This is a genomic window from Pseudomonas sp. WS 5411 (genome assembly GCF_012985595.1).
GTDB classification, from domain to species: domain Bacteria; phylum Pseudomonadota; class Gammaproteobacteria; order Pseudomonadales; family Pseudomonadaceae; genus Aquipseudomonas; species Aquipseudomonas shahriarae.
This window is the reverse complement of the sequence record NZ_JAARMC010000003.1, coordinates 15781-37535: the sequence shown is the minus strand read 5'-3', so window position 1 is coordinate 37535 and position 21755 is coordinate 15781. Positions and strand designations below refer to the sequence as shown.

Genomic DNA, 21755 nt, shown 5'->3' with positions numbered 1-21755 from the left:
GCTCCTACAACCCCGACGCAAAGTTGGGCAAGGCCTGTACCGGCTGCGTGAACTCATACGGAATCGACACCCACCCCGCCCCCGTATCGCGCTGCACCACAAAATGCAGGTGTGGCCCGCTGCTGTTGCCGGTATTGCCCGACAGCCCCAGCAGGCTGCCCACCCCCACGCGCTGCCCGTCCCTGACGCTGACCGACCCTTGCTTGAGGTGCAGATACACGCCCTGGGTGCCGTCATCGTGCAACACCCGCACGAAGTTGCCCGAAGGGTCACTGCCGCGCCCGGCTTGGTTGTTCTCGGTCTTCACCACCAAGCCGCCCCGCGCAGCGATGATCGGCGTGCCCTCAGGCATGGCGATATCCATGGCGTAGCGACTCTTGACGTCAGAGTGACTGAACGTGCCCCCAGGGCCCTGGGTCAGGCGGAACGGACCGCCACGCCAGGGCAAGGCGTAACGCTGGAACTGGGCGGGCCGCAGGTGACGTGGCGGCTGGGGATCAAGCGCCTGGCGCTTTACCGACGCCACACGGCGCTCCTGGAAGACAAACGCCTGGGCGCCAGGAGTCTTCTGGTCGCTGAAAAACACCACGCCACGGGCATCGGTGGAACGATAGAGGGTCATGGCCAGGGTCGATGAAGCGACCGCGCACAGGCCACAAAACAACATAAAACGCACAAGCATCGGATAAACCTGCCGGGTATGACTGAACGGCAGGCTAGCAAGGGTTCATGACAATGTTGTGTGGACTAACGACCCCTGTAGGCGTCGGCTTGCCTGTCACTGATGCAGCGACAGACAGACCGAGATCGCTGGCAAGCCAGCGCCTACAGGTGATCGAGGTTTTGCTTCAGGCACCCGGCACAAAATGCTTCTGCGCGGTGCCCCGGGCAATCAGCCGGGAGATGTAGTCGAGCTTCTGCGCGTCCTGGTCGATAAAGCGGAAGGTCAGTTGCAGCCAGTCGCTGTCAGGGCGCGGCTCGTAGGCGACGATGGCGTGCAGGTAGCCGTTGAGGCGTGCGGTTTCGGCGTTCTCGCCTTGCTCAAGGTCGAGCACCGCGCTTTCCAGCACTTGTGGCAGGACGTCGCCCCGGCGTACCACCAGCAGCGCCTCCTTGATGCTCAGGCCCTTGATCACACATTGCTGGGTGCCACTGGACAGGCGCAGTTGGCCCTGGCCGCGACCGCTGGCGGCCGAGGGGGCGGCGGCGGGCTGCACTGCCGGGCTGTTGAGCAAACCTTTGCTCGGCGCAGCCACCGGGGCCGGCTTGACCGCTTCGGGCTTGCCGCCGGTCAGGGCGCTGAGGGAGTCGTTGCCAAAAGCCGAGTTCATCTTGGTCGGCGCGCTGGCCAGCAAGGCGTCGAGGCGGCCGATCTTGTTCAGGGCCTGCTTGACCTTGTTCAGCAATTGCTCGTTGGTGAACGGTTTGCTGACATAGCCGGAGACGCCGGCCTGGATGGCCTGGACCACGTTTTCCTTGTCGCCGCGGCTGGTGACCATGACAAACGGCATGGACTTGAGCTGAGGCTGCTCACGGCACCAGGTCAACAGTTCCAGGCCAGACATTTCCGGCATTTCCCAGTCGCACAGCACCATATCGAAGGTTTCGCGCATCAGGATGGCCTGTGCCTTTTTGCCGTTCACCGCATCTTCAATCTTGATACCGGGGAAGTAGTTACGCAGGCACTTCTTCACCAGGTCGCGAATAAACGAGGCGTCATCCACCACCAATACACTGACTTTACTCATCGACCCTTCATCCTCTCAAAACCCCGGCAAGCAAAACGCTTAACTGATGGCATTTTGCCAAAAACTCGTCAGTCACGCCGGGACTTTACAGCCGCCCGCAGCGCAAAACTCATACGCCACAAACGCAAACGCCCGACCAGAGGTCGGGCGTTTATTTCTCGGGCAATCTTACTTATCGTCAGATTCGGCCGGAACATTAGGGATTTGATCGGCTGTGCCTTCAACTTCGGCTTTCATGCGCTTGAGGCCCATGTGCCGTACGTCGGTGCCGCGCACCAGATAAATCACCAATTCCGAGATATTGCGCGCGTGGTCGCCGATCCGCTCCAGGGAACGCAGCACCCAGATGATGCTCAATACCCGCGAGATAGAGCGCGGGTCTTCCATCATGTAGGTCGCCAGCTCACGCAGGGCGGTCTTGTACTCGCGGTCGATGATCTTGTCGTACTGGGCCACGGACAATGCCAGGTCGGCGTCAAAGCGCGCAAAGGCATCCAGCGCGTCGCGCACCATGTTGCGCACCTGGTCGCCGATGTGGCGCACTTCGACGTAACCGCGTGGCGCTTCACCTTCTTCGCACAACTGGATAGCGCGACGGGCGATTTTGGTGGCTTCGTCGCCGATACGCTCGAGGTCGATCACCGACTTGGAAATGCTGATGATCAAACGCAGATCGGACGCCGCCGGCTGGCGACGGGCGAGGATGCGCAGGCATTCCTCGTCGATGTTGCGCTCCATCTGGTTGATCTGGTCGTCGATCTCGCGCACTTGCTGGGCCAGGCCCGAGTCGGCCTCGATCAGCGCGGTGACCGCGTCGTTGACTTGCTTCTCCACCAGCCCGCCCATGGCCAGGAGGTGGCTGCGCACTTCCTCAAGCTCGGCGTTGAACTGCGCGGAGATGTGGTGGGTAAGGCCTTCTTTACTAATCATGTTGGCGTCCTTGGAGCGTCCGGTAAGGTGCGGAGAACCGCAGCGTCAGTGCAATCAGAACCACAGCTTCCTAGCCGTAACGACCGGTGATGTAGTCTTCGGTCTGCTTCTTCGCCGGATTGGTGAACAGGGTATCGGTATCGCCGAATTCCACCAGTTTGCCCATGTACATGAACGCGGTGTAGTCGGAAACCCGTGCCGCCTGTTGCATGTTGTGGGTCACGATGACAATGGTGAACTTGGACTTGAGCTCGTAGATCAGCTCTTCGACTTTCAGCGTCGAGATCGGGTCGAGTGCCGAGCACGGTTCGTCGAGCAGCAGTACTTCCGGCTCCACGGCGATGGTCCGGGCAATCACCAGACGCTGCTGCTGGCCGCCGGACAGGCCGAGGGCCGATTCGTGCAGGCGGTCCTTGACCTCATCCCACAGCGCCGCGCCCTTGAGGGCCCACTCCACTGCTTCGTCGAGGATGCGCTTTTTGTTGATGCCCTGGATGCGCAGGCCATAGACCACGTTTTCGTAGATGGTCTTGGGGAACGGGTTGGGCTTCTGGAACACCATGCCCACCCGGCGACGCAGCTCGGCCACATCTTCGCCCTTGCGGTAGATGTTGCTGCCGTAGAGGTTGATCGCGCCTTCCACACGGCAACCGTCCACCAGGTCGTTCATGCGGTTGAAGGTGCGCAACAGCGTGGACTTGCCGCAGCCCGACGGGCCGATAAAGGCGGTCACGCGCTGCTTGGGGATGTTCATGCTGACGTCGAACAGCGCTTGCTTCTCACCGTAGTACAGGCTCAGGCCCGGAACTTCGATGGCCACGGTTTCTTCGGCCAGGCTCAGGCTCTGCTTGTCGCGACCCAGGGCTGACATGTTGATGCCGTGGGAATGGGTTTCATGTTGCATGGGATGCTCCCTGTGCTACCAATTCGTTTCGTTGAACCGCGGCTTCATAGTGGGCCTTGCGGTTTACCTCAAATCTGTTTCCAACTCGGTTCCCTGTGGGAGCGGGCTTGCTTGCGAAAGCGTCAGGTCAGTCAACCAATCTATTACTGAGACACCGCATTCGCGAGCAAGCCCGCTCCCACATTAGGTCCGCGTTCAATTCAATCAGCTGTCCAGCGCCTTGTATTTTTCGCGCAGGTGGTTACGAATCCATACCGCCGACAGGTTCAGCGTGGCGATCACCAGCACCAGCAGGAACGCGGTGGCGTACACCAGCGGGCGGGCCGCTTCGACGTTGGGGCTCTGGAAGCCGACGTCGTAGATATGGAAGCCCAGGTGCATGATCTTCTGGTCCAGGTGCAGGTACGGGTAGTTGCCGTCCAGCGGCAGCGACGGCGCCAGCTTGACCACACCCACCAGCATCAGCGGTGCGACTTCACCCGCGGCGCGGGCCACGGCGAGGATCATGCCGGTCATCATCGCCGGGCTGGCCATGGGCAGGACGATTTTCCACAGGGTCTCCGCCTTGGTTGCACCCAGTGCCAGGGAACCTTCACGCACGGTGCGTGGGATTCGCGCCAGGCCTTCCTCAGTGGCCACGATCACCACCGGCACCGCCAGCAGCGCCAGGGTCAACGAAGCCCACAACAGGCCCGGCGTACCGAAGGTCGGTGCCGGCAGGGCTTCGGGGAAGAACAGGCGGTCCACCGAGCCACCCAGCACGTAGACGAAGAAGCCCAGGCCGAACACGCCGTAGACAATCGCCGGGACGCCGGCCAGGTTGTTCACCGCGATACGGATAATACGGGTCAAGGTGTTCTGCTTGGCGTATTCACGCAGGTAGACCGCCGCCAGCACGCCAAACGGGGTCACGATCATCGCCATGATCAGGGTCATCATCACGGTGCCGAAGATCGCCGGGAAAATCCCGCCTTCGGTGTTCGCTTCCCGTGGGTCATCGCTGAGGAATTCCCAGACCTTACTGACATAGAAACCCATCTTGGTCAGGGTGCCCATGGCGTTCGGCTGGTAGGCGTGCACCACGTGGCCAATATTGATTTCCAGCTCTTTGCCGTTGGCATCGCGGGCCGTGAGGCTGTCGCGGTTGAACTGGGCGTGCAGGTCGGTCAGGCGCGCTTCGACGGCCTGGTAACGGGCATTCAGCTCGGCGCGATCGGCATCCATATCGGCCTGGGCGGCGGCGTCGAGCTTGCCGTCCAGCTCCAGCTTACGACCGTGCAGGCGGATGCGCTCGAGACCGGCGTTGATCGCGCCGATGTCGACTTTCTCAAGGGTCTTGAGATCGGCAGCCAGCTTGTTCACCCGCTCAACCCGCGCCTGCAGCTCTGGCCACGCAGCCTCGCCTTCGGCGATGACTTTGCCATCCTGCTTGACGTTGATCAGGGTGCCGTAGAAGTTGCCCCACTCACGACGCTCGATGACCATCAACTCGGCAGGCGTGGTCTGGTTGGTCAGCCACTCGCCGACGATCCAGGTGAAGTCATTGCCGTTCAAGTCACGGTTGCCGACCTTGATCAGCTCGCGGGTCATGAACTCCGGACCTTCGTCCGGCACCGGCAGGCCAGCGCTTTTCAGGCGCTCGCGCGGCACTTGTTCTTTCTGTACCACTTCGCCGATGACGATGTGGTTGGCCTGGCCCGGCACGCCGTAGTTGGCCTGGATCAGGTCAGCCGGCCAGAAGTGACCCAAGCCGCGCACGGCAATCACAGCCAGCAAACCAATGGTCATGATGACCGCGATGGCCACCGCGCCACCGCTGATCCAGACGCCGGGGGCGCCGCTCTTGAACCATCCATTCAGGGAGTTCTGTTTCACAGACTTCTACCTTTCTTAAAGCGACGAGTATTTCTTGCGCAGACGCTGACGGATCAGCTCGGCGAGGGTGTTCATGACGAAGGTAAACAACAGCAGTACCAGCGCCGAGAGGAACAGCACCCGGTAGTGACTGCCGCCCACTTCCGACTCGGGCATTTCCACCGCGACGTTGGCTGCGAGCGTTCGCAGGCCTTCGAACAGGTTCATCTCCATGACCGGGGTGTTACCCGTGGCCATCAGCACGATCATGGTTTCACCCACCGCACGGCCCATGCCGATCATCAGCGCCGAGAAAATCCCTGGGCTGGCGGTCAGCAATACAACGCGGGTCATGGTCTGCCAAGGCGTGGCGCCCAGGGCCAGGGAACCCAGGGTCAGGCCGCGCGGTACGCTGAACACGGCGTCTTCGGCGATGGAGTAGATGTTCGGGATCACCGCAAAACCCATGGCCAGGCCGACAACCAGGGCGTTGCGCTGGTCGTAGGTGATGCCAAGGTCGTGGGAGATCCACATGCGCATGTCGCCACCGAAGAACCAGGTTTCCAGGTACGGGCTCATGTACAGCGAGAGCCAGCCTACAAACAGGATCACCGGGATCAACATCGCACTTTCCCAGCCATCGGGAACCCGCAGGCGGATCGACTCAGGCAGGCGGCTGAAAGCAAAACCAGCCACCAGGATGCCAATCGGCAACAACATCAGCAGGCTGAAAATCCCCGGCAGGTGCCCTTCGACATACGGCGCCAGGAACAGGCCGGCGAAGAAGCCGAGGATCACCGTCGGCATCGCTTCCATCAGTTCGATCACCGGCTTGACCTTGCGGCGCAGGCTCGGGGCCATGAAGTAGGCGGTGTAGATCGCCGCGGCAATGGCCAGTGGTGCAGCCAGCAACATGGCGTAGAACGCGGCCTTGAGCGTACCGAAGGTCAGTGGCGCGAGGCTCATCTTGGGTTCGAAGTCGCTGTTGGCGGCGGTCGACTGCCAGACGTATTTAGGTTCGTCGTAGTTTTCGTACCAGACCTTGCTCCACAACGCGCTCCAGGACACTTCCGGGTGTGGGTTGTCGAGGGCCAACGGCTGCAGCTTGCCACCGGCTTCGACGATCACGCGGTTGGCCCGTGGCGACATGCCGAAGATGCCTTGGCCTTCTACCACCGGGTCCACCAGCAGGGTGCGATGCGCGGTGCTGTGGAACACACCGAAGTTGCCGGAGGCATCCAGGGCGGTAAAGCCTTTGCGACGCTCTTCAGCGGTGATTTCCACCACGGGTGTGCTGCCCATCTGGAACGTGCGGATCTGCTTGAGGTGTTGCTCGCCATCCGGGTCGCGGGCCATGAACCACTGGGCCAGGCCGCCCTTGGAGTCGCCGACGATCAGCGAGATACCGCCCACCAGCTGGGTGCTGGCGGTGATTTCGGCGCTGCCATCTTCCAACAACTTGTATCGACCGTTGAGGCTGTTGTCGCGCAGGCTGAACACATCGGCCAGAGCGCGACCGTTGATCACATACAGCCATTGCTGGCGCGGATCGACGAAGATCGCTTTCACAGGCTCAGTCATTTGCGGCAAGTCGATGCGCTTCTGCTCGCTGACCACTTCGCCGGTCATCATGTTTTCTTCGCGGCTCACCGACAGCACGTTCAGGTGCGAACCAGAGGAACCGGCAATGACCAACGTGGTGTCGGTGGCGTTGAGGGCCACATGCTCCAGCGGACGACCCGCCTCATCGAGCACCATCGGCGCTTCGCCGTAGGGGTATTCGATTTCCGGCGAAATGGTCTTCTTACCGTCCGGGTAGGACACTTTATAAGTGTGGCGGAACACCAGGGACTGGCCGTTGGACAGACCGAGGATCACCAGCGGGCTGCCCGGCTGGTCTTCACCGATGGACACCACACTGGCGCCGGCCGGCAGAGCCAGGTCGACCCGCTTGAGCTCAGCGCCGGTGTCGACAGTGAAGAACAATGCCTGGCCCTTGTCGGAAACCCGCATGGCGACCTGGTTCTGTTCTTCCAGCGAGATCAGCAACGGCTTGCCGGCATCCTGCATCCAGGCAGGCGTCAGGGCCTCGTCCTTGGTCAGGCTGGCACCCTGGAACAGCGGCCCGACCACGTAAGCCAGGAAGAAGAAAATCAGGGTGATAGCGCCGAGGACGGCGAGACCGCCGACCAGCACGTACCAACGGGTCAGGCGGTCCTTGAGCGCGCGGATGCGGCGCTTGCGTTGCAGCTCAGGCGTATTGAAGTCAATGCGCTTGGGAGGAGAAGTCGTCGTCATGGTGGAATTGGCCAGATCATTCATGCGCACACCCTAGCGATCCTGTATGACAGAAAGATGACAATGCAGTGACGCAAGAAATCCGCCGCGTAGCAGGGCTGGCAGCGGACCGAAAAATTAGGGGTGTAGGCACGCTTGTTGTGAGGGCGGGCAAGCCCGCTCTCACACAAGAGCATGCGTCTACACCAGGTAATGCAGGCTTATTTGCCTTCTTTCAGACCCAGCTCAGCCAGGGTCTTTTCGACCACTTTAGCTGGCAGTGGGATGTAGCCGTCTTTCACTACAACTTCCTGGCCCTGTTTGGACAGAACCAGTTTCACGAACTCGGCTTCCAGCGGGGCCAGAGGCTTGTTCGGGGCTTTGTTGATGTACACGTAGAGGAAGCGCGACAGCGGGTATTTGCCGTTCAGGGCGTTCTCTTCGGTGTCTTCGACGAACTCGCCGCCTTCTTTCTTGGCCAGGGCCACGGTTTTCACGCTGGCGGTCTTGTAGCCGATGCCCGAGTAACCGATGCCGTTCAGCGAGGAGCTGATGGACTGCACGACCGAAGCCGAACCTGGCTGTTCGTTGACGTTGGGCTTGTAGTCACCTTTGCACAGGGCTTCTTCCTTGAAGTAGCCGTAGGTGCCGGATACCGAGTTACGACCGAACAGTTGCACCGGCTTGTTGGCCAGGTCACCGGTCACACCCAGGTCGCCCCAGGTCTTGACGTCAGCCTTGGCACCGCACAGACGAGTCGACGAGAACACGGCGTCGACCTGAGCCATGGTCAGGTGCTTGATCGGGTTGTCCTTGTGTACGAACACAGCCAGGGCGTCCACGGCCACCGGGATAGCAGTCGGCTTGTAGCCGTACTTCTGCTCGAAAGCCTGCAGTTCGTTGTCCTTCATCTTGCGGCTCATCGGGCCCAGGTTAGCGGTGCCTTCGGTGAGTGCAGGCGGCGCGGTGGAAGAACCGGCGGCTTGAATCTGGATATTGACGTTCGGGTATTCTTTTTTGTAGTTCTCGGCCCACAGAGTCATCAGGTTGGCCAGAGTATCGGAGCCGACACTGGACAGGTTGCCCGACACACCAGAGGTCTTGGTGTAGGGCTTGATCGCAGGGTCAACAGCGGCGACCGCGTTGGCAGTGGCTACGCCAGCAGCGACAAAAGTCATTGCCGCCATCAAACGCTTCAGTTTCATGCCTTACTCCTAGCAGATAGGGATAGTTGGATCGGGGCCAAGTATCGGTAGGCCGTGTGAACACTCTATGTCTGGAATATGACAATTAGATGAAAGGCCAGTATTGAGCGAAAGGTCGCCCGGAATTTTCCGACAGATCTTTAGGGTTTCCTCTAGGAACCGCACTGACTAACCTCCGCACGTCGCTGCCAATGACACGACGTAACCAGAGGCCCCCCTTAGGTTGACAAAAAACAAGCAAAGCATAGTCTTGTCAACCTAAGGAGACCCCACATGATCAATGACCGAATTCGCCGCGCAAGGTTGTTGCGTGGTATGTCGCTGGAAGCACTGGCACTCAGTCTCGGCGACATCACCAAGCAAGGCCTGAGCAAGTATGAAAAGGGCTTGAGTACTCCGAACTCCCAGCGTCTTTTGCAATTGGCAAGGGCGCTGGAGGTGAGCCCGGAGTATTTTTTCCGCCCTGAAGCCCTGCCACTTGCGCCGCTGGAGTTCCGCAAGCTGGCGAAGATGCCTCAATACCGCCAGGTACAGGTCGAGGAACAGGTTCGTGAACACCTGGAGCGATACATAGCCCTAGAGGAGTGCTTCGATCCGCTGGATATCCAGACCGCCAGAACTCCACCACAGATGTTGTCCGTTACCTCTATAGAGGAGGCCGAATGGGCGGCCGAGGAGCTGCGCAAATATTGGGGCATCGGCGCAGACCCAATCGCCCATCTGACTGAGCAACTTGAGGAGCACGGTATCAAAGTGGTGATGCTCAACGGCCCGGATGATTTCGACGGAGCCTGTGCCGCCACCCATGATGGCGAACATGTGCTGATAGCTCTGAACGCCCAACGACCAGGCGAGCGCATTCGCTTTACCGCCGCTCATGAGTTGGGACACTGGGTGATGCAACTACCCGATGAGATGTCCGAACGCGATAAAGAACACTGCTGTCACCGCTTCGCGGGGGCTTTTCTTTATCCAGCCAAAAGTGTCACCGGAGATTTCGGGAGCCATCAACGCTCACGCGTCCACCCTCGCGAACTCTTGATTGCCAAACGCCAGTATGGACTCTCGATGCATGCGGCGCTCCGTCGGTTGAAGGACCTCAATCTGCTGGGAGAAAGTGGCTACAAATCCCTGACTATTCAGTTCAGCAGCAATGGCTGGCGCAAGGCAGAACCCGAGCAGTTGCCGTGCAAGCCGCCTCAGCGTTTCGAATCGCTGGTGTTCTGGGGCCTGGCGGAGGGCTTGATCACCAAGTCACGGGCAGCTGAGTTACTGCGTCGCCCAGTGAAGGCTCTAGACCCTAATTTTCTGGGCTCACTGGAGAGTGCATGAGCCTGATCTATATCAGCGATACCAATATCTGGATTGATTTCAGAAACGCGGGATTGCTGGAGCATATGTTCAGGCTACCTTTCACGCTCTGCTGCACTGATTTCGTCATGCACGAACTCGAGGACTTCGCTCATGATGAACTGCTCGCCCAAGGGCTGGTGGTCGAGTCATTTGACGAGCGAGGTGTACAAAAACTCTGGGCGCTCAAAATTGCACACAACAACAGCGCCTTGGCTGACGTCTCCTGCTACCTGCTGGCACAGATAACCGGAAGACCACTGCTCACAGGAGATGGGAAGCTCCGTCGCCAGGCTATCCAGGACGGGCTGCAAGTACATGGTGCACTGTGGCTACTCGACCTTATGGTCGAGCATCAAGTCATCAGCTCTGGCGACGCAGCGACGGCGCTAGACACCATGTTAGCGGGAGGCTCTCGCTTGCCCGTATCAGAATGCCAAGCCCGACTGTCTACCTGGCGTCCGAACCTTCCTGAGTTTTGATCAGCACATCCATGTGCATCAGTAAGCCCGAGGCGTTTACCGCCCGCGTTTCCACAGGTAGGCACCCACCAGCATCCCCATCGTGCAGATCACGGCGACGTAGTACGCCGGGCCCATCGGGCTTTCTTTCATCAGCAGCGACACCACCAACGGCGTCAGACCACCGAACACCGCGTAGGCAACGTTGTAGGAAAACGACAGGCCGCTGAAGCGCACCACCGGTGGGAAGGCCTTGACCATCACGTAGGGCACCACGCCGACCACGCCGACGAACAGGCCGGTAAGGGTGTACAGCGGGAACAACCAGTTTGGGTGGTCCAGCAGGCTGTGATACAGCGTCCACGAGGTCGCGAGCAGCAACGCGCAACCGGCGATCAGCACGCGCCCGGCGCCGAAGCGGTCAGCCAGTGCGCCGGAGAGGATGCAGCCCAGGCTCAGGGTGACGATCGCCAGGCTGTTGGCCTGCAACGAGACTGTCGGGCTGAAGTGGTAGATGGTCTGCAGCACGGTCGGGGTCATCAGGATCACAACGACAATGCCGGCCGACAGCAGCCAGGTCAGCAGCATCGACAGCACGATGGCGCCACGGTGGTCACGCAGGACCGCACGCAATGGCAGCTCGGCGGCCAGGGTCTTGCGCTGCTGCATTTCGGCGAAGATCGGGGTTTCGTGCAGCCAGCGGCGCAGGTACACCGAGAACAGGCCGAACACACCGCCCAACAGGAACGGGATCCGCCAGGCGTAGTCCGACACTTGCTCCGGGGTGTAGATCGTGTTGATCGCGGTGGCCACCAGCGAACCCAGGAGGATCCCGGCGGTCAGGCCGCTGGTCAGGGTGCCGCAGGCATAGCCGATATGGCGTGGCGGTACATGTTCAGAAACAAAAACCCACGCGCCCGGCACTTCTCCACCAATCGCCGCGCCCTGGATCACGCGCATCAGCAACAACAGGATCGGGGCCCACAGGCCGATCTGCGCGTAGGTCGGCAACAGGCCCATGATCAGGGTCGGCACCGCCATCATGAAGATGCTCAGGGTGAACATCTTCTTGCGCCCCAGCAGGTCACCGAAGTGCGCCATGATGATCCCGCCCAGCGGCCGCGCCAGGTAGCCGGCGGCGAAGATGCCGAAGGTCTGCATCAGGCGCAGCCATTCGGGCATGTCGGCGGGGAAAAACAGTTTCCCGACCACAGTGGCGAAGAACACGAAGATGATGAAGTCGTAGAACTCCAGCGCGCCCCCCAGGGCGGACAGCGACAGGGTTTTGTAGTCGTTGCGGTTCAGCGGTCGTGCGGGCGGCGCAATGCTTGAAGGCACTGTGGTCATGGCAAGGCTTCTCTTATTAGGTCAGATCAGGAATCCGCAACAGTGCTGGTTTGGCCTGGCAGGTCCGGCAAGATAACAAATTGCCCGCAAAAGCACAGTCTAAACACCTGCACAGCGACTGGCGTCGACTCGCAAAGTCACCACCTTGCAAGGCCCGCCTATTCCCTCTTCGAATTATTATCGGGGACCGAAAACGCCAGCAAATACTGGAGCGCAGAGTTCAAAAGGCACAATGGTCAAACCCCTCAAGTTGCATGACTGTTTTGGCCATTTCCTTGACGCCTGTAAAGCCGTGCAGATAGATGTACAAAATCAGGGCCGGACGGTCGTCGCGCAGGCTATCGACCGATATACTGCCCACCTTGCACCGGCATATCCGTGGAAGTTGCGCGAAAACGTCGTTGGCACCGGCCAGCCGATTTCGCAGAGTTTCCCTTCAGGCGCCTTTCGAAAAACGTGACGAACGTAGTATGTTCGGGGCTGAATCGTTTTTCCAAGACGGCTATTCACCGATTACATAGTCCAAGAGTCACGGGTCAGAGGCACCCCCGGCATGATCGAACTCGAACAAGAAGATCCTATCCCGCAAGGCGATCTCGCCCTGCAAATCACCGCACTCCCCCGTGAAACCAACGGTTTCGGCGATATTTTCGGCGGCTGGCTGGTGGCGCAGATGGACCTCGCTGGCACGGCAATGGCCAGCAAGGTCGCCGGTGGTCGCGTGGCTACCGTCGCCATTGACCGCATGGCCTTCCTGGTTCCGGTGGCAGTGGGCGCGCAGCTGTCCTTCTACACCCAGGCCCTGGAAATCGGCCGCAGCTCGATCCAGATGATGGTCGAAGTGTGGAGCGATGACCCGCTGTCCAGCGAATGGCGCAAAGTCACCGAGGCGGTGTTTGTGTTCGTCGCCATTGATGGCAGCGGTCGCACTCGCTCGGTTCCGTCGCGGGCGCGTTAAACCTCGCGGCGGTTTGGCGGTCCATTGCCCCATTGCCTGTCACTAAGAGAGCCTTGTATGCCTACGCCCCACCTTGAAACCGTGAAAATGGATGAGCTGGACTGCTGGCGCATCCGCCACAACGGCGCCGAAGTGCTGGTGGCCCAACAAGGCGCGCACATCTTCAGCTACCAGCCCGCGGGCGCCAAGCCGGTGATCTGGCCCAACGACCAGGCCGTGTTCAAGGCTGGCAAAGGTATCCGTACGGGTGTGCCGGTGTGCTGGCCGTGGTTTGGTGTGTTTGACCGCAACCCGCAAAGCGTCAAGGCGATGCGCCAGAGTGATCAGCCGGCCGGCGCCCATGGTTTCGCGCGCACGGCCATCTGGACCTTGGCCGGCGTCGAAGACAATCGGGTTGAGCTGGTATTGCCGGCACCTGCTGGCGGCTTCCCGGATTGGCCGCATCAGGTCGATCTGAAAATGAGCATCCTGCTCGACGAGCAACTGCATATCCGCCTGACCAGCCACAACCGTGGCACCGACACCGTGACCATCAGCCAGGCGCTGCACAGCTACTTCGCAGTCAGCGACGTGCGCAAGGTGCAGGTCGAAGGCCTGGACGGATTGGACTATATCGATACCGCCGACGGCTGGGTGACCAAGCAACAGGCCGGCGCACTGCACTTCGCTGCAGAGACCGATCGTATCTACCTCGATACTCCAGCTCAATTGAACATCGTCGATCAAGACTGGCAACGCCGGATCCAGCTCACCAGCGAAGGGTCCAAATCGACCGTGATCTGGAACCCATGGACCGAACGGGCCAAGGCTTTCGATGATATGGCCGACGATGGCTGGCAGGGCATGCTGTGCATCGAGACGGCGAACGTGCTGGACGATGTGGTGGCATTGGCACCGGGTGCTAGTCACACCATGGGTGTGAGCATCGCCAGCCTGCCCCTGTAATCCCAATCGAATGTGGGAGCAGGCTTGCTCCCACAAGGGGATTTTTGGCGCCGGTTACAGGTCCGACTCCTGCACCACCCGCACCACCCCTGCATCCAGCGCATACGCTGCATCCGCCAGGTCGTTGTTGACCGTCTCCACCTTCAACGTGCCAGTGACCCACAACGGCGTGTAGATATCGTCCAGCTTCAAGCCTTTGGGATAGCGCACCAGCACCAGTTGATTGGGCGGCGGCGGCGGTACGTGAATGCAGGCGCCCGGGTAAGGCACCAGGAAAAACAGGGTGCTGCGGCCCTTGGCATCGGTTTCCAATGGCACCGGATAACCGCCAAGACGGATGTGCTTGCCGTTCATGGCGGCCACGGTCTTGGTCGAATACATCACCGCCGGCAAGCCCTTGCTCTGTTTCAGGCCACCCTTTTCGGTAAAGGTGCCCAGGGCTTCTGGGGAGTTGTGGTCGATATCCGGCATTTGTTCGAGAGCCTTCTGGTCCGACTCGGGCATCAGTTCCAGCCAGTCGGTTTCCGTAAGCTCAGCGGCGTGGGCCAGGCTTGAACCCAGCAAAAGGACAGTCAACAGAAGGCGGCGCATGAAGGGGCTCGGCAAATAAGAACAGTGCCGGCATTCTAGCCCTCTGCGCCTGCGCAGCGCAGAGGGCCTGTCGCTAAATTACTTCTTTTTCAGCAGACCGTAGATCACCAGCAACACAATGGCACCCACCAGCGCGCCAATGAAACCTGCACCCTGACCTGCCTGGTAGATACCCAGGGCCTGACCGCCATAGGTCGCCGCCAGGGAGCCGGCGATACCCAGCAGGATGGTCATGATCCAGCCCATGCTGTCGTCGCCTGGTTTCAGGAAACGCGCCAGCAGGCCGACGATCAAACCGATAAAGATGGTCCCAATGATACCCATGGCATTTCCCTCTGAATGAAAGTTAGCTGAAGCCTAGTCAGACTTTGGCGTCCTGCAATCAGAGGATGGCGGTCACCAATGGTTCCCGCCAGCCCGTGGGTTATTGCGCGGCGATCAGCGCCTGGACCTTGGCGATCTGCGCGTCGAGTGTCGCGCGGTCCTTGCAACGCAGGTTGGCGTGGCCGACCTTGCGCCCTGCCTTGAACGCCTTGCCGTAGTGATGCAGGTGGCAGTCATCAATCGCAATGACCTGCTCTACCGGCGGCACCACGCCAATGAAGTTGAGCATCGCGCTCTCGCCCACCTTGGCCGTGGAACCCAGTGGCAAGCCCGCTACCGCCCGCAGGTGGTTTTCGAACTGGCTGCACTCGGCGCCTTCGGTGGTCCAGTGCCCGGAGTTATGCACGCGCGGGGCAATTTCGTTGGCCTTGAGGCCACCGTCGACTTCAAAGAACTCGAATGCCATCACGCCGACATAATCCAGTTGCTTGAGCACTCGGCTGGAATAGTCTTCGGCCAGGGCCTGCAACGGGTGGTCGGTGCTGGCCACGGACAGCTTGAGGATGCCGCTGTCATGGGTGTTGTGCACCAACGGGTAGAAGCGCGTTTCGCCATCACGGGCGCGCACGGCCACCAGCGAGACTTCGCCGGTGAACGGCACGAAGCCTTCCAGCAGGCAGGCGACGCTGCCCAGTTCGGCGAACGTGCCGACCACATCGGCTTCGGTACGCAGGACTTTCTGGCCCTTGCCGTCATAACCCAGGGTGCGGGTTTTCAGCACCGCCGGCAGGCCGATGCTGGCGACCGCCGCATCCAGGTCCGCCTGGGACTGGATGTCGGCGAAGGCCGGAGTCGGAATGCCCAGGTCCTTGAACATGCTCTTTTCGAACCAGCGGTCACGGGCGATGCGCAGTGCTTCAGCGCTCGGGTACACCGGGACGAATTGCGACAGAAACGCCACGGTTTCGGCTGGCACGCTTTCGAATTCGAAGGTCACCAGATCGACTTCATCGGCCAATTGGCGCAAGTGGTCCGGGTCGCTGTAGTCCGCCCGCAGGTGTTCGCCCAGGGCCGCCGCACAGGCGTCCGGCGCCGGATCAAGAAACGCGAAGTTCATCCCCAGCGGCGTACCCGCCAAGGCCAGCATGCGACCCAGTTGGCCGCCACCGATTACACCGATTTTCATCAATCAACAACCTCAGGCGATGCGTGGGTCTGGATTGTCCAGGACGCTGTCAGTCTGTTCGGCGCGGAATTTCTTCAGGGCCGCGTGGAACTGTGGATGCTTGGCGCCCAGGATACTGGCCGACAGCAATGCCGCGTTGATCGCGCCGGCCTTGCCAATCGCCAGGGTGGCCACCGGAATCCCGGCGGGCATCTGCACGATGGACAGCAGCGAATCCACACCCGAGAGCATCGACGACTGCACCGGCACGCCGAGCACCGGCAAGTGGGTCTTGGCCGCACACATGCCCGGCAGGTGGGCTGCGCCACCGGCACCGGCGATAATCACCTCGATGCCACGGGATTCTGCTTCATCGGCATACTGGAACAGCAAATCCGGCGTGCGGTGGGCGGAAACCACCTTCACTTCAAACGGAATGCCGAGTTTTTCCAGCATATCGGCGGTGTGGCTAAGGGTGGACCAATCGGACTTGGAGCCCATGATCACGCCAACCAATGCACTCATCGTCGTGCCTCTTCTCTCTGGGCGCCCGCAGGCGCGTCAAAAAACAACAAGCCACGCGGGAAATCCGGCGTGGCTTGTTGTACGAATTAAGGCCGGTTGGACCGGCCGAAGGCCGCGCAGTATACCGTAATAATGCAGATAAACAGCCCCTGTGCCGACCATCTGTCTTACGCTTCAAACCTGCGGTTTTATTGACTTTAGAGTCAGCGAAAACACCCCGAAATACTCTGGGAGCTGGCTTGCCTGCAATGTCGGCTGATACACCGCTATCGCAGCATAGGTATCTACACAACTCTTCTATCTAGTGCTTATTGGGTTTGTGTTGGGCTCAGCTATTCTGCGCCGCCCCACCTTCCAGCTTGCGCCACAGCAATCGCACGTTCGCCTTGCGCACCAACGCACAGCGATACAGGCGAATCTCCAGCGGCACATGCCACTGTGGCCCACCACACACCACCAGCTCGCCCCGGGCCAGTTCGGCGCGCACGCTCAACTGTGGCACCCAGGCAATCCCCAACCCTTCCAGGGCCATGCTTTTCAGGCTGTCGGCCATGGCGGTTTCATACACCGTGGTAAAGCGCAGCGCGCGCTGGCGCAACAGCAGGTTCACCGAACGGCCGAGGAACGCCCCGGCGCTGTAGGCCAGCAGCGGCACACTGCCCTCGCCTTCCAGGTCGAACAACGGCTTGCCATCGGCATCGGCGGCGCACACCGGGAGCATTTCAGTGTTGCCCAAGTGCAGTGACGGGAAAATCTCCGGATCCATTTGCATGGCTGCGTCCGGGTCGTAGAACGCCAACATCAGGTCGCAGCCGCCTTCGCGCAGGGCATGCACCGCATCGCCGACGTTGGTGGCCACCAGGCGCGTGGCGATGTTCAGCCCTTCGTTGCGCAATTGCGCGATCCAGCGTGGGAAAAAACCCAGCGCCAGGGAGTGCGCTGCCGCCACTTGCATGACTTCGCCCTGGCCGCCTTCAAGGTGATGCAAATGCCGCAGCACCTCGCCCAGTTGCTCGACCACCGTGCGCGCCGTGACCAAAAACAACTGCCCCGCCGCCGTCAGCTCAACGGGCGTGCGCGAGCGGTTGACCAGGGTCAGTCCCAGGGCCGCCTCAAGGCTGCGGATGCGTCGACTGAAGGCCGGCTGGGTGACAAAGCGCCGCTCCGCCGCCTGGGAGAAGCTGCGCGTGGCCGCCAGGGCGCTAAAGTCTTCCAGCCATTTGCTTTCAAGGTTCATCTGATTCTCCAGGGCATGCACCATTTTGGCACACACGCCCGCCATGATAACCGGGTCACATCAACATTATGCCGTTTGTGCATAGGCCAGCGCTTAATAGCATTGGCCCAAAAATTTCCACAAGCCTAGCATTCACAGCGTTCCGGCCTAGCCCGGGTCCATATCGAGATGATTTCCGTCATGTCCTCTGCTGCATCATTCCGTACAGAAAAAGACCTGCTTGGCGTACTCGAAGTACCTGCCCAAGCGTACTACGGCATCCAGACCCTGCGAGCGGTGAACAACTTCCGTCTCTCCGGCGTTCCGATTTCGCATTACCCGAAATTGGTGGTCGGTCTGGCAATGGTCAAGCAAGCCGCCGCTGATGCCAACCGCGAGTTGGGCCAGCTCAGCGAAGCCAAGCACGCTGCCATCAGCGAAGCCTGTGCCCGCCTGATCCGCGGCGACTTCCACGAAGAGTTCGTGGTGGACATGATTCAAGGCGGCGCTGGCACTTCAACCAACATGAATGCCAACGAAGTCATCGCCAACATCGCGTTGGAGGCCATGGGCCACAACAAGGGCGAATACCAATACCTGCACCCCAACAACGACGTGAACATGGCGCAGTCGACCAACGACGCCTATCCGACCGCGATCCGCCTGGGTCTGCTGTTGGGCCATGACGCGCTGCTGGCCAGCCTCGACAGCCTGATCCAGGCGTTCGCCGCCAAAGGTGTCGAGTTCGGCCACGTCCTGAAAATGGGCCGCACCCAACTGCAAGACGCCGTGCCGATGACCCTCGGCCAGGAATTCCGCGCCTTCGCCACGACCCTGGGTGAAGACCTGGCACGCCTCAAGACCCTGGCTCCGGAGCTGCTGACCGAAGTCAACCTGGGCGGCACCGCCATCGGTACCGGCATCAACGCCGACCCGCGTTACCAGGCCCTGGCCGTACAACGCCTGGCCACCATCAGCGGCCAGCCGCTGGTACCGGCGGCCGACCTGATCGAAGCCACCTCCGACATGGGCGCGTTCGTGCTGTTCTCCGGCATGCTCAAGCGTACCGCGGTGAAGCTGTCGAAGATCTGCAACGACCTGCGCCTGCTGTCCAGCGGCCCACGTACCGGGATCAACGAGATCAATCTGCCAGCGCGTCAGCCAGGCAGCTCGATCATGCCCGGCAAGGTCAACCCGGTCATCCCGGAAGCCGTGAACCAGGTGGCCTTCCAGGTCATCGGTAACGACCTGGCCCTGACCATGGCGGCCGAAGGCGGCCAACTGCAACTGAACGTGATGGAGCCGCTGATCGCTTTCAAGATCTTCGACTCGATCCGCCTGCTGCAACGCGCCATGGACATGCTGCGCGAACACTGCATCGTCGGCATCACCGCCAACGAAGCACGCTGCCGCGAACTGGTGGAGCACTCCATCGGCCTGGTCACCGCGCTGAACCCGTACATCGGCTATGAAAACGCCACCCGCATCGCCCGTATCGCCCTTGAAAGCGGCCGTGGCGTGCTGGAACTGGTGCGCGAAGAAGGCTTGCTCGACGACGCCATGCTCGACGACATCCTGCGCCCGGAAAACATGATTGCCCCGCGTCTGGTGCCTTTGAAGGCCTGAACGCATGTAGCACCGCTCACCAGGTTGAGGGACTAGACACCTCTCACCCTTTTGAGGGCTTGAAGATTTCGATCTTCAGGCCCTTTTTTTTGCTTTTTAACGCCTGCCCCCTGAGCGAGTTGGCTCGCTCCCACTAACACCTATATAGAAGCGCGCAACTGCGTTTTATATATAAAACAAATAAGCCGTTTATTAACTTCCCCGCGTTACCTGAAAAAGCACCGACCTCTCGCAACTTCCCATTACATGCCCGAACAGTGTGCAAATTCGTGCCATATAAGAACCAACGTTTCATATATGAAACGTCAAACTTTCAATTAATCAACCCCAAGTCATTCATATAAAAGGACATTTACTAAAAACCTGTAGGAAATAAACCCCTGGCATTGTTCATGCACTAAACGGCGTATCACCTATAAAACAGACCAGAGTACCTTCCTGATGGCTGTGAAAGAGATGTACGCCGTGACGCCCCAATGGAATAACCAAGCTCTCAGGGAAGAGCTGGAGCCGACTGAAATTGAATTTCGCAATGTCGGTAAATGTTTCCCGGCCAAGGGTAAAGCGGACGCGCCCTTCGCCATTCGCGAGGTGAACTTCAAGATTCGCCGGGGTGAAGTGGTGTCGATCATCGGCCCTTCCGGTTGCGGCAAGAGCACCATCCTGAACATGGGCTCGGGTCTGTACCGCCCCAGCGAAGGTGAAGTGTTCGTCGGTGGCGAGCCAGTCACCGGGCCGGTGCCGCAGGTCGCGTTCATGCTGCAAAAGGACCTGCTGATGCCCTGGCGCAGCATCCGCCGCAACGTCGAACTGGGCCTGGAAATCCAGGGCGTGCCTGCCGCCACCCGGCAGAAGGTGGCCCTGGACCTGCTCGACCGCTGCCACCTCAATGGCTACGCCGATCACTACCCGTTCCAGCTCTCCGGTGGCATGCGCCAGCGCGCCGCCCTGGCCCGCACCCTGGCCATCGACCCGCAGGTGCTGTTCCTCGACGAGCCGTTCTCGGCCCTCGATGCCCAGACCAAGATGATCCTGCAACAGGACATGGCACGGATGCTCTTCGACGAGAAGAAAACCGCGCTGTTCATCACCCACGACCTGATCGAAGGCATCGCCATGTCCGACCGCTTGCTGGTCATGAGCGCCCGCCCCGGCACGATCATCGAAGAAATCAGCATCGACCTGCCGTTTCGCGACAACCCCCTGGAGCGCCGCAAGCTGCCGGAAATCGGCCCGCTGGTAGGCCGCCTGATGGAGTTGCTCCAGGTCGGCGCCGACACCGAACTGCACTGATCACCGCCCTTGCGGCCCCCAACCGATTCCGGAGTCCCCATGCTCAAGTCTCTGTTTCAACGTCTTTGCGCCCTCAGCCTGGGCCTCGGTGTGGCCTGTGCCGCCCAGGCGCAGCCGACCAAGGTCACCTACCTGCTGCCGGCGCCGCCCAACTCGCCCGCGTTCGCACCGTGGATCATCGCCAAGGAAAAGGGCTACTACACGGCCCAGGACCTGGACTTGACGTTCATCGCCGCCAAAGGTGGCGTGGATGTGGCCAAGCAGATCGGCGCCGGTAACGCGTTGATCGGCGGGGCCATCGGTGACACGCCTATCGTGGTGCGGGCCAATGGCATCCCGGTACGCGCCGTGGCGGTGCTGGGCGACGGCGGCGTGACGATGATCGCCACCAACGCCAAGGACAACATCAACAGCGTCAGCGACCTCAAGGGCAAGACCATGACGGTGATGTCGTACTCCGACACCACCTACTACGCCCTGCTCGCTTCGCTGCGCAAAGCCGGGCTGGGCAAGAACGACGTGAACATCCAGGCCGCCGGCCCCGCCGGCGTCTGGCAGTTGTTCTCCGCCAATAAGGCCCAGGCCATGGCCGGGGTGCCGGACTGGGTGATCAATGCCGAGGAAGCCGGGGTGCAGATCAAGTTGATCCCCCAGGACCAGATCTTCGAAAGCATGGCCCAGGCGATTCTCGCTTCCGACGACGCCATCAAGAACCAGCCCAAGCTCGTGCGCGGCGTGGTCCAGGGCACCCTGCAAGGCATGCGCGACATCATCCAGGACCCGCGCGCCGCTGCCGTGACCTTCGCCAAGGCGGTACCGGCGTATGCCGGCAAGGAGGACTCGCTGGAGAAGATCTTCAAGCTCTACGTCGAACACGTCTACGCCAAGCAGACCGTGCTCGGGCACATCGATCCCCAGCACCTGGACAAGGTCCTGCAGTTCTATGTCAGCGAAGGCATCGTCACCCAGGCGACTCCGCTTGAAGACCTCTTCACCAACCAATTCGTCGACAGCCCGGTCGCCGCACAGTGAACCA

At 60.6% G+C, this 21755-nt stretch carries 20 protein-coding genes; 7 read left to right on the top strand and 13 right to left on the bottom strand.

Annotation, left to right across the window (positions count from 1 at the left end):
* Positions 1–4: 4 nt before the first annotated feature.
* From HBR93_RS06760 to HBR93_RS06730, 7 genes are all read right to left on the bottom strand, one after another.
* Positions 5–682 carry a M23 family metallopeptidase gene (locus HBR93_RS06760; RefSeq protein WP_169960048.1) on the bottom strand — a complete coding sequence of 226 codons (678 nt, stop codon included), beginning with the start codon at positions 680–682 and terminating at the stop codon, positions 5–7.
* 166 nt (positions 683–848) lie between these two features.
* Positions 849–1748, bottom strand: coding sequence for a response regulator (locus HBR93_RS06755; protein WP_169960047.1), 900 nt, complete (start codon positions 1746–1748; stop codon positions 849–851).
* Positions 1749–1916: 168 nt separating this feature from the next.
* Positions 1917–2678, bottom strand: coding sequence for a phosphate signaling complex protein PhoU (gene phoU / locus HBR93_RS06750; RefSeq protein WP_057961181.1), 762 nt, complete (start codon positions 2676–2678; stop codon positions 1917–1919).
* Between the two features lie 70 nt (positions 2679–2748).
* Positions 2749–3582, bottom strand: a complete 834-nt coding sequence (gene pstB / locus HBR93_RS06745; RefSeq protein WP_029289934.1) for a phosphate ABC transporter ATP-binding protein PstB — start codon at positions 3580–3582, stop codon at positions 2749–2751.
* Positions 3583–3786: 204 nt separating this feature from the next.
* A complete protein-coding gene (gene pstA / locus HBR93_RS06740; RefSeq protein WP_057440540.1) occupies positions 3787–5457 on the bottom strand; it encodes a phosphate ABC transporter permease PstA in 1671 nt (556 codons plus the stop codon).
* A 15-nt stretch (positions 5458–5472) separates the two neighbouring features.
* Entirely contained in the window at positions 5473–7506 is a 2034-nt protein-coding gene (locus tag HBR93_RS06735) for an ABC transporter permease subunit (RefSeq protein ID WP_169960158.1), read from the bottom strand.
* Positions 7507–7934: 428 nt separating this feature from the next.
* On the bottom strand, positions 7935–8918 hold the full coding sequence (locus tag HBR93_RS06730) for a phosphate ABC transporter substrate-binding protein PstS (RefSeq protein ID WP_057440542.1): 984 nt from the start codon (positions 8916–8918) through the stop codon (positions 7935–7937).
* Between the two features lie 273 nt (positions 8919–9191).
* On the opposite strand from HBR93_RS06730, the gene HBR93_RS06725 reads away from it, so the two are divergent.
* Positions 9192–10250: an XRE family transcriptional regulator gene (locus HBR93_RS06725; protein ID WP_057961185.1), complete on the top strand. Its 1059-nt coding sequence runs from the start codon at positions 9192–9194 to the stop codon at positions 10248–10250.
* Complete coding sequence (locus tag HBR93_RS06720) at positions 10247–10750, top strand: DUF3368 domain-containing protein (protein ID WP_057961186.1); 504 nt, start codon at positions 10247–10249, stop codon at positions 10748–10750. The genes HBR93_RS06725 and HBR93_RS06720 overlap by 4 nt, the downstream gene beginning before the upstream one ends.
* Before the next feature lie 36 nt (positions 10751–10786).
* Here HBR93_RS06720 and HBR93_RS06715 read toward each other — a convergent pair whose 3' ends face one another.
* Positions 10787–12067, bottom strand: coding sequence for an MFS transporter (locus HBR93_RS06715; protein ID WP_169955454.1), 1281 nt, complete (start codon positions 12065–12067; stop codon positions 10787–10789).
* Between the two features lie 562 nt (positions 12068–12629).
* Here HBR93_RS06715 and HBR93_RS06710 point away from each other — a divergent pair.
* Positions 12630–13034, top strand: coding sequence for an acyl-CoA thioesterase (locus HBR93_RS06710; RefSeq protein ID WP_003176975.1), 405 nt, complete (start codon positions 12630–12632; stop codon positions 13032–13034).
* A gap of 57 nt (positions 13035–13091) precedes the next feature.
* Entirely contained in the window at positions 13092–13979 is an 888-nt protein-coding gene (locus tag HBR93_RS06705; RefSeq protein ID WP_128593290.1) for a D-hexose-6-phosphate mutarotase, read from the top strand.
* Positions 13980–14033: 54 nt separating this feature from the next.
* Here the strand turns inward: HBR93_RS06705 and HBR93_RS06700 are convergent, their stop codons facing one another.
* The 5 genes from HBR93_RS06700 to HBR93_RS06680 all read right to left on the bottom strand — a co-directional run bounded on the left by HBR93_RS06700 (position 14034) and on the right by HBR93_RS06680 (position 17821).
* Positions 14034–14570, bottom strand: a complete 537-nt coding sequence (locus tag HBR93_RS06700) for a DUF3299 domain-containing protein (protein WP_057440544.1) — start codon at positions 14568–14570, stop codon at positions 14034–14036.
* Between the two features lie 78 nt (positions 14571–14648).
* Positions 14649–14894, bottom strand: a complete 246-nt coding sequence (locus tag HBR93_RS06695) for a GlsB/YeaQ/YmgE family stress response membrane protein (protein ID WP_029289950.1) — start codon at positions 14892–14894, stop codon at positions 14649–14651.
* A gap of 100 nt (positions 14895–14994) precedes the next feature.
* Positions 14995–16080: a 5-(carboxyamino)imidazole ribonucleotide synthase gene (locus HBR93_RS06690; RefSeq protein WP_057444228.1), complete on the bottom strand. Its 1086-nt coding sequence runs from the start codon at positions 16078–16080 to the stop codon at positions 14995–14997.
* A 12-nt stretch (positions 16081–16092) separates the two neighbouring features.
* Positions 16093–16584 carry a 5-(carboxyamino)imidazole ribonucleotide mutase gene (gene purE / locus HBR93_RS06685; RefSeq protein ID WP_057440545.1) on the bottom strand — a complete coding sequence of 164 codons (492 nt, stop codon included), beginning with the start codon at positions 16582–16584 and terminating at the stop codon, positions 16093–16095.
* 328 nt (positions 16585–16912) lie between these two features.
* Complete coding sequence (locus HBR93_RS06680; RefSeq protein WP_057440625.1) at positions 16913–17821, bottom strand: LysR substrate-binding domain-containing protein; 909 nt, start codon at positions 17819–17821, stop codon at positions 16913–16915.
* A gap of 180 nt (positions 17822–18001) precedes the next feature.
* Here HBR93_RS06680 and aspA point away from each other — a divergent pair, with 180 nt between their 5' ends.
* The 3 genes from aspA (at position 18002) to HBR93_RS06665 (ending at position 21751) form a co-directional block, all read left to right on the top strand.
* Positions 18002–19426 (top strand): aspartate ammonia-lyase, encoded by a 1425-nt coding sequence (aspA, locus tag HBR93_RS06675; protein WP_038444539.1) that lies wholly within the window; start codon positions 18002–18004, stop codon positions 19424–19426.
* A 456-nt stretch (positions 19427–19882) separates the two neighbouring features.
* Positions 19883–20719, top strand: coding sequence for an ABC transporter ATP-binding protein (locus tag HBR93_RS06670; protein WP_057440627.1), 837 nt, complete (start codon positions 19883–19885; stop codon positions 20717–20719).
* Positions 20720–20758: 39 nt separating this feature from the next.
* The gene (locus tag HBR93_RS06665; RefSeq protein ID WP_169960046.1) at positions 20759–21751 is read left to right on the top strand and encodes an ABC transporter substrate-binding protein; all 993 of its coding nucleotides are present in this window, start codon (positions 20759–20761) and stop codon (positions 21749–21751) included.
* Positions 21752–21755 lie beyond the last annotated feature (4 nt).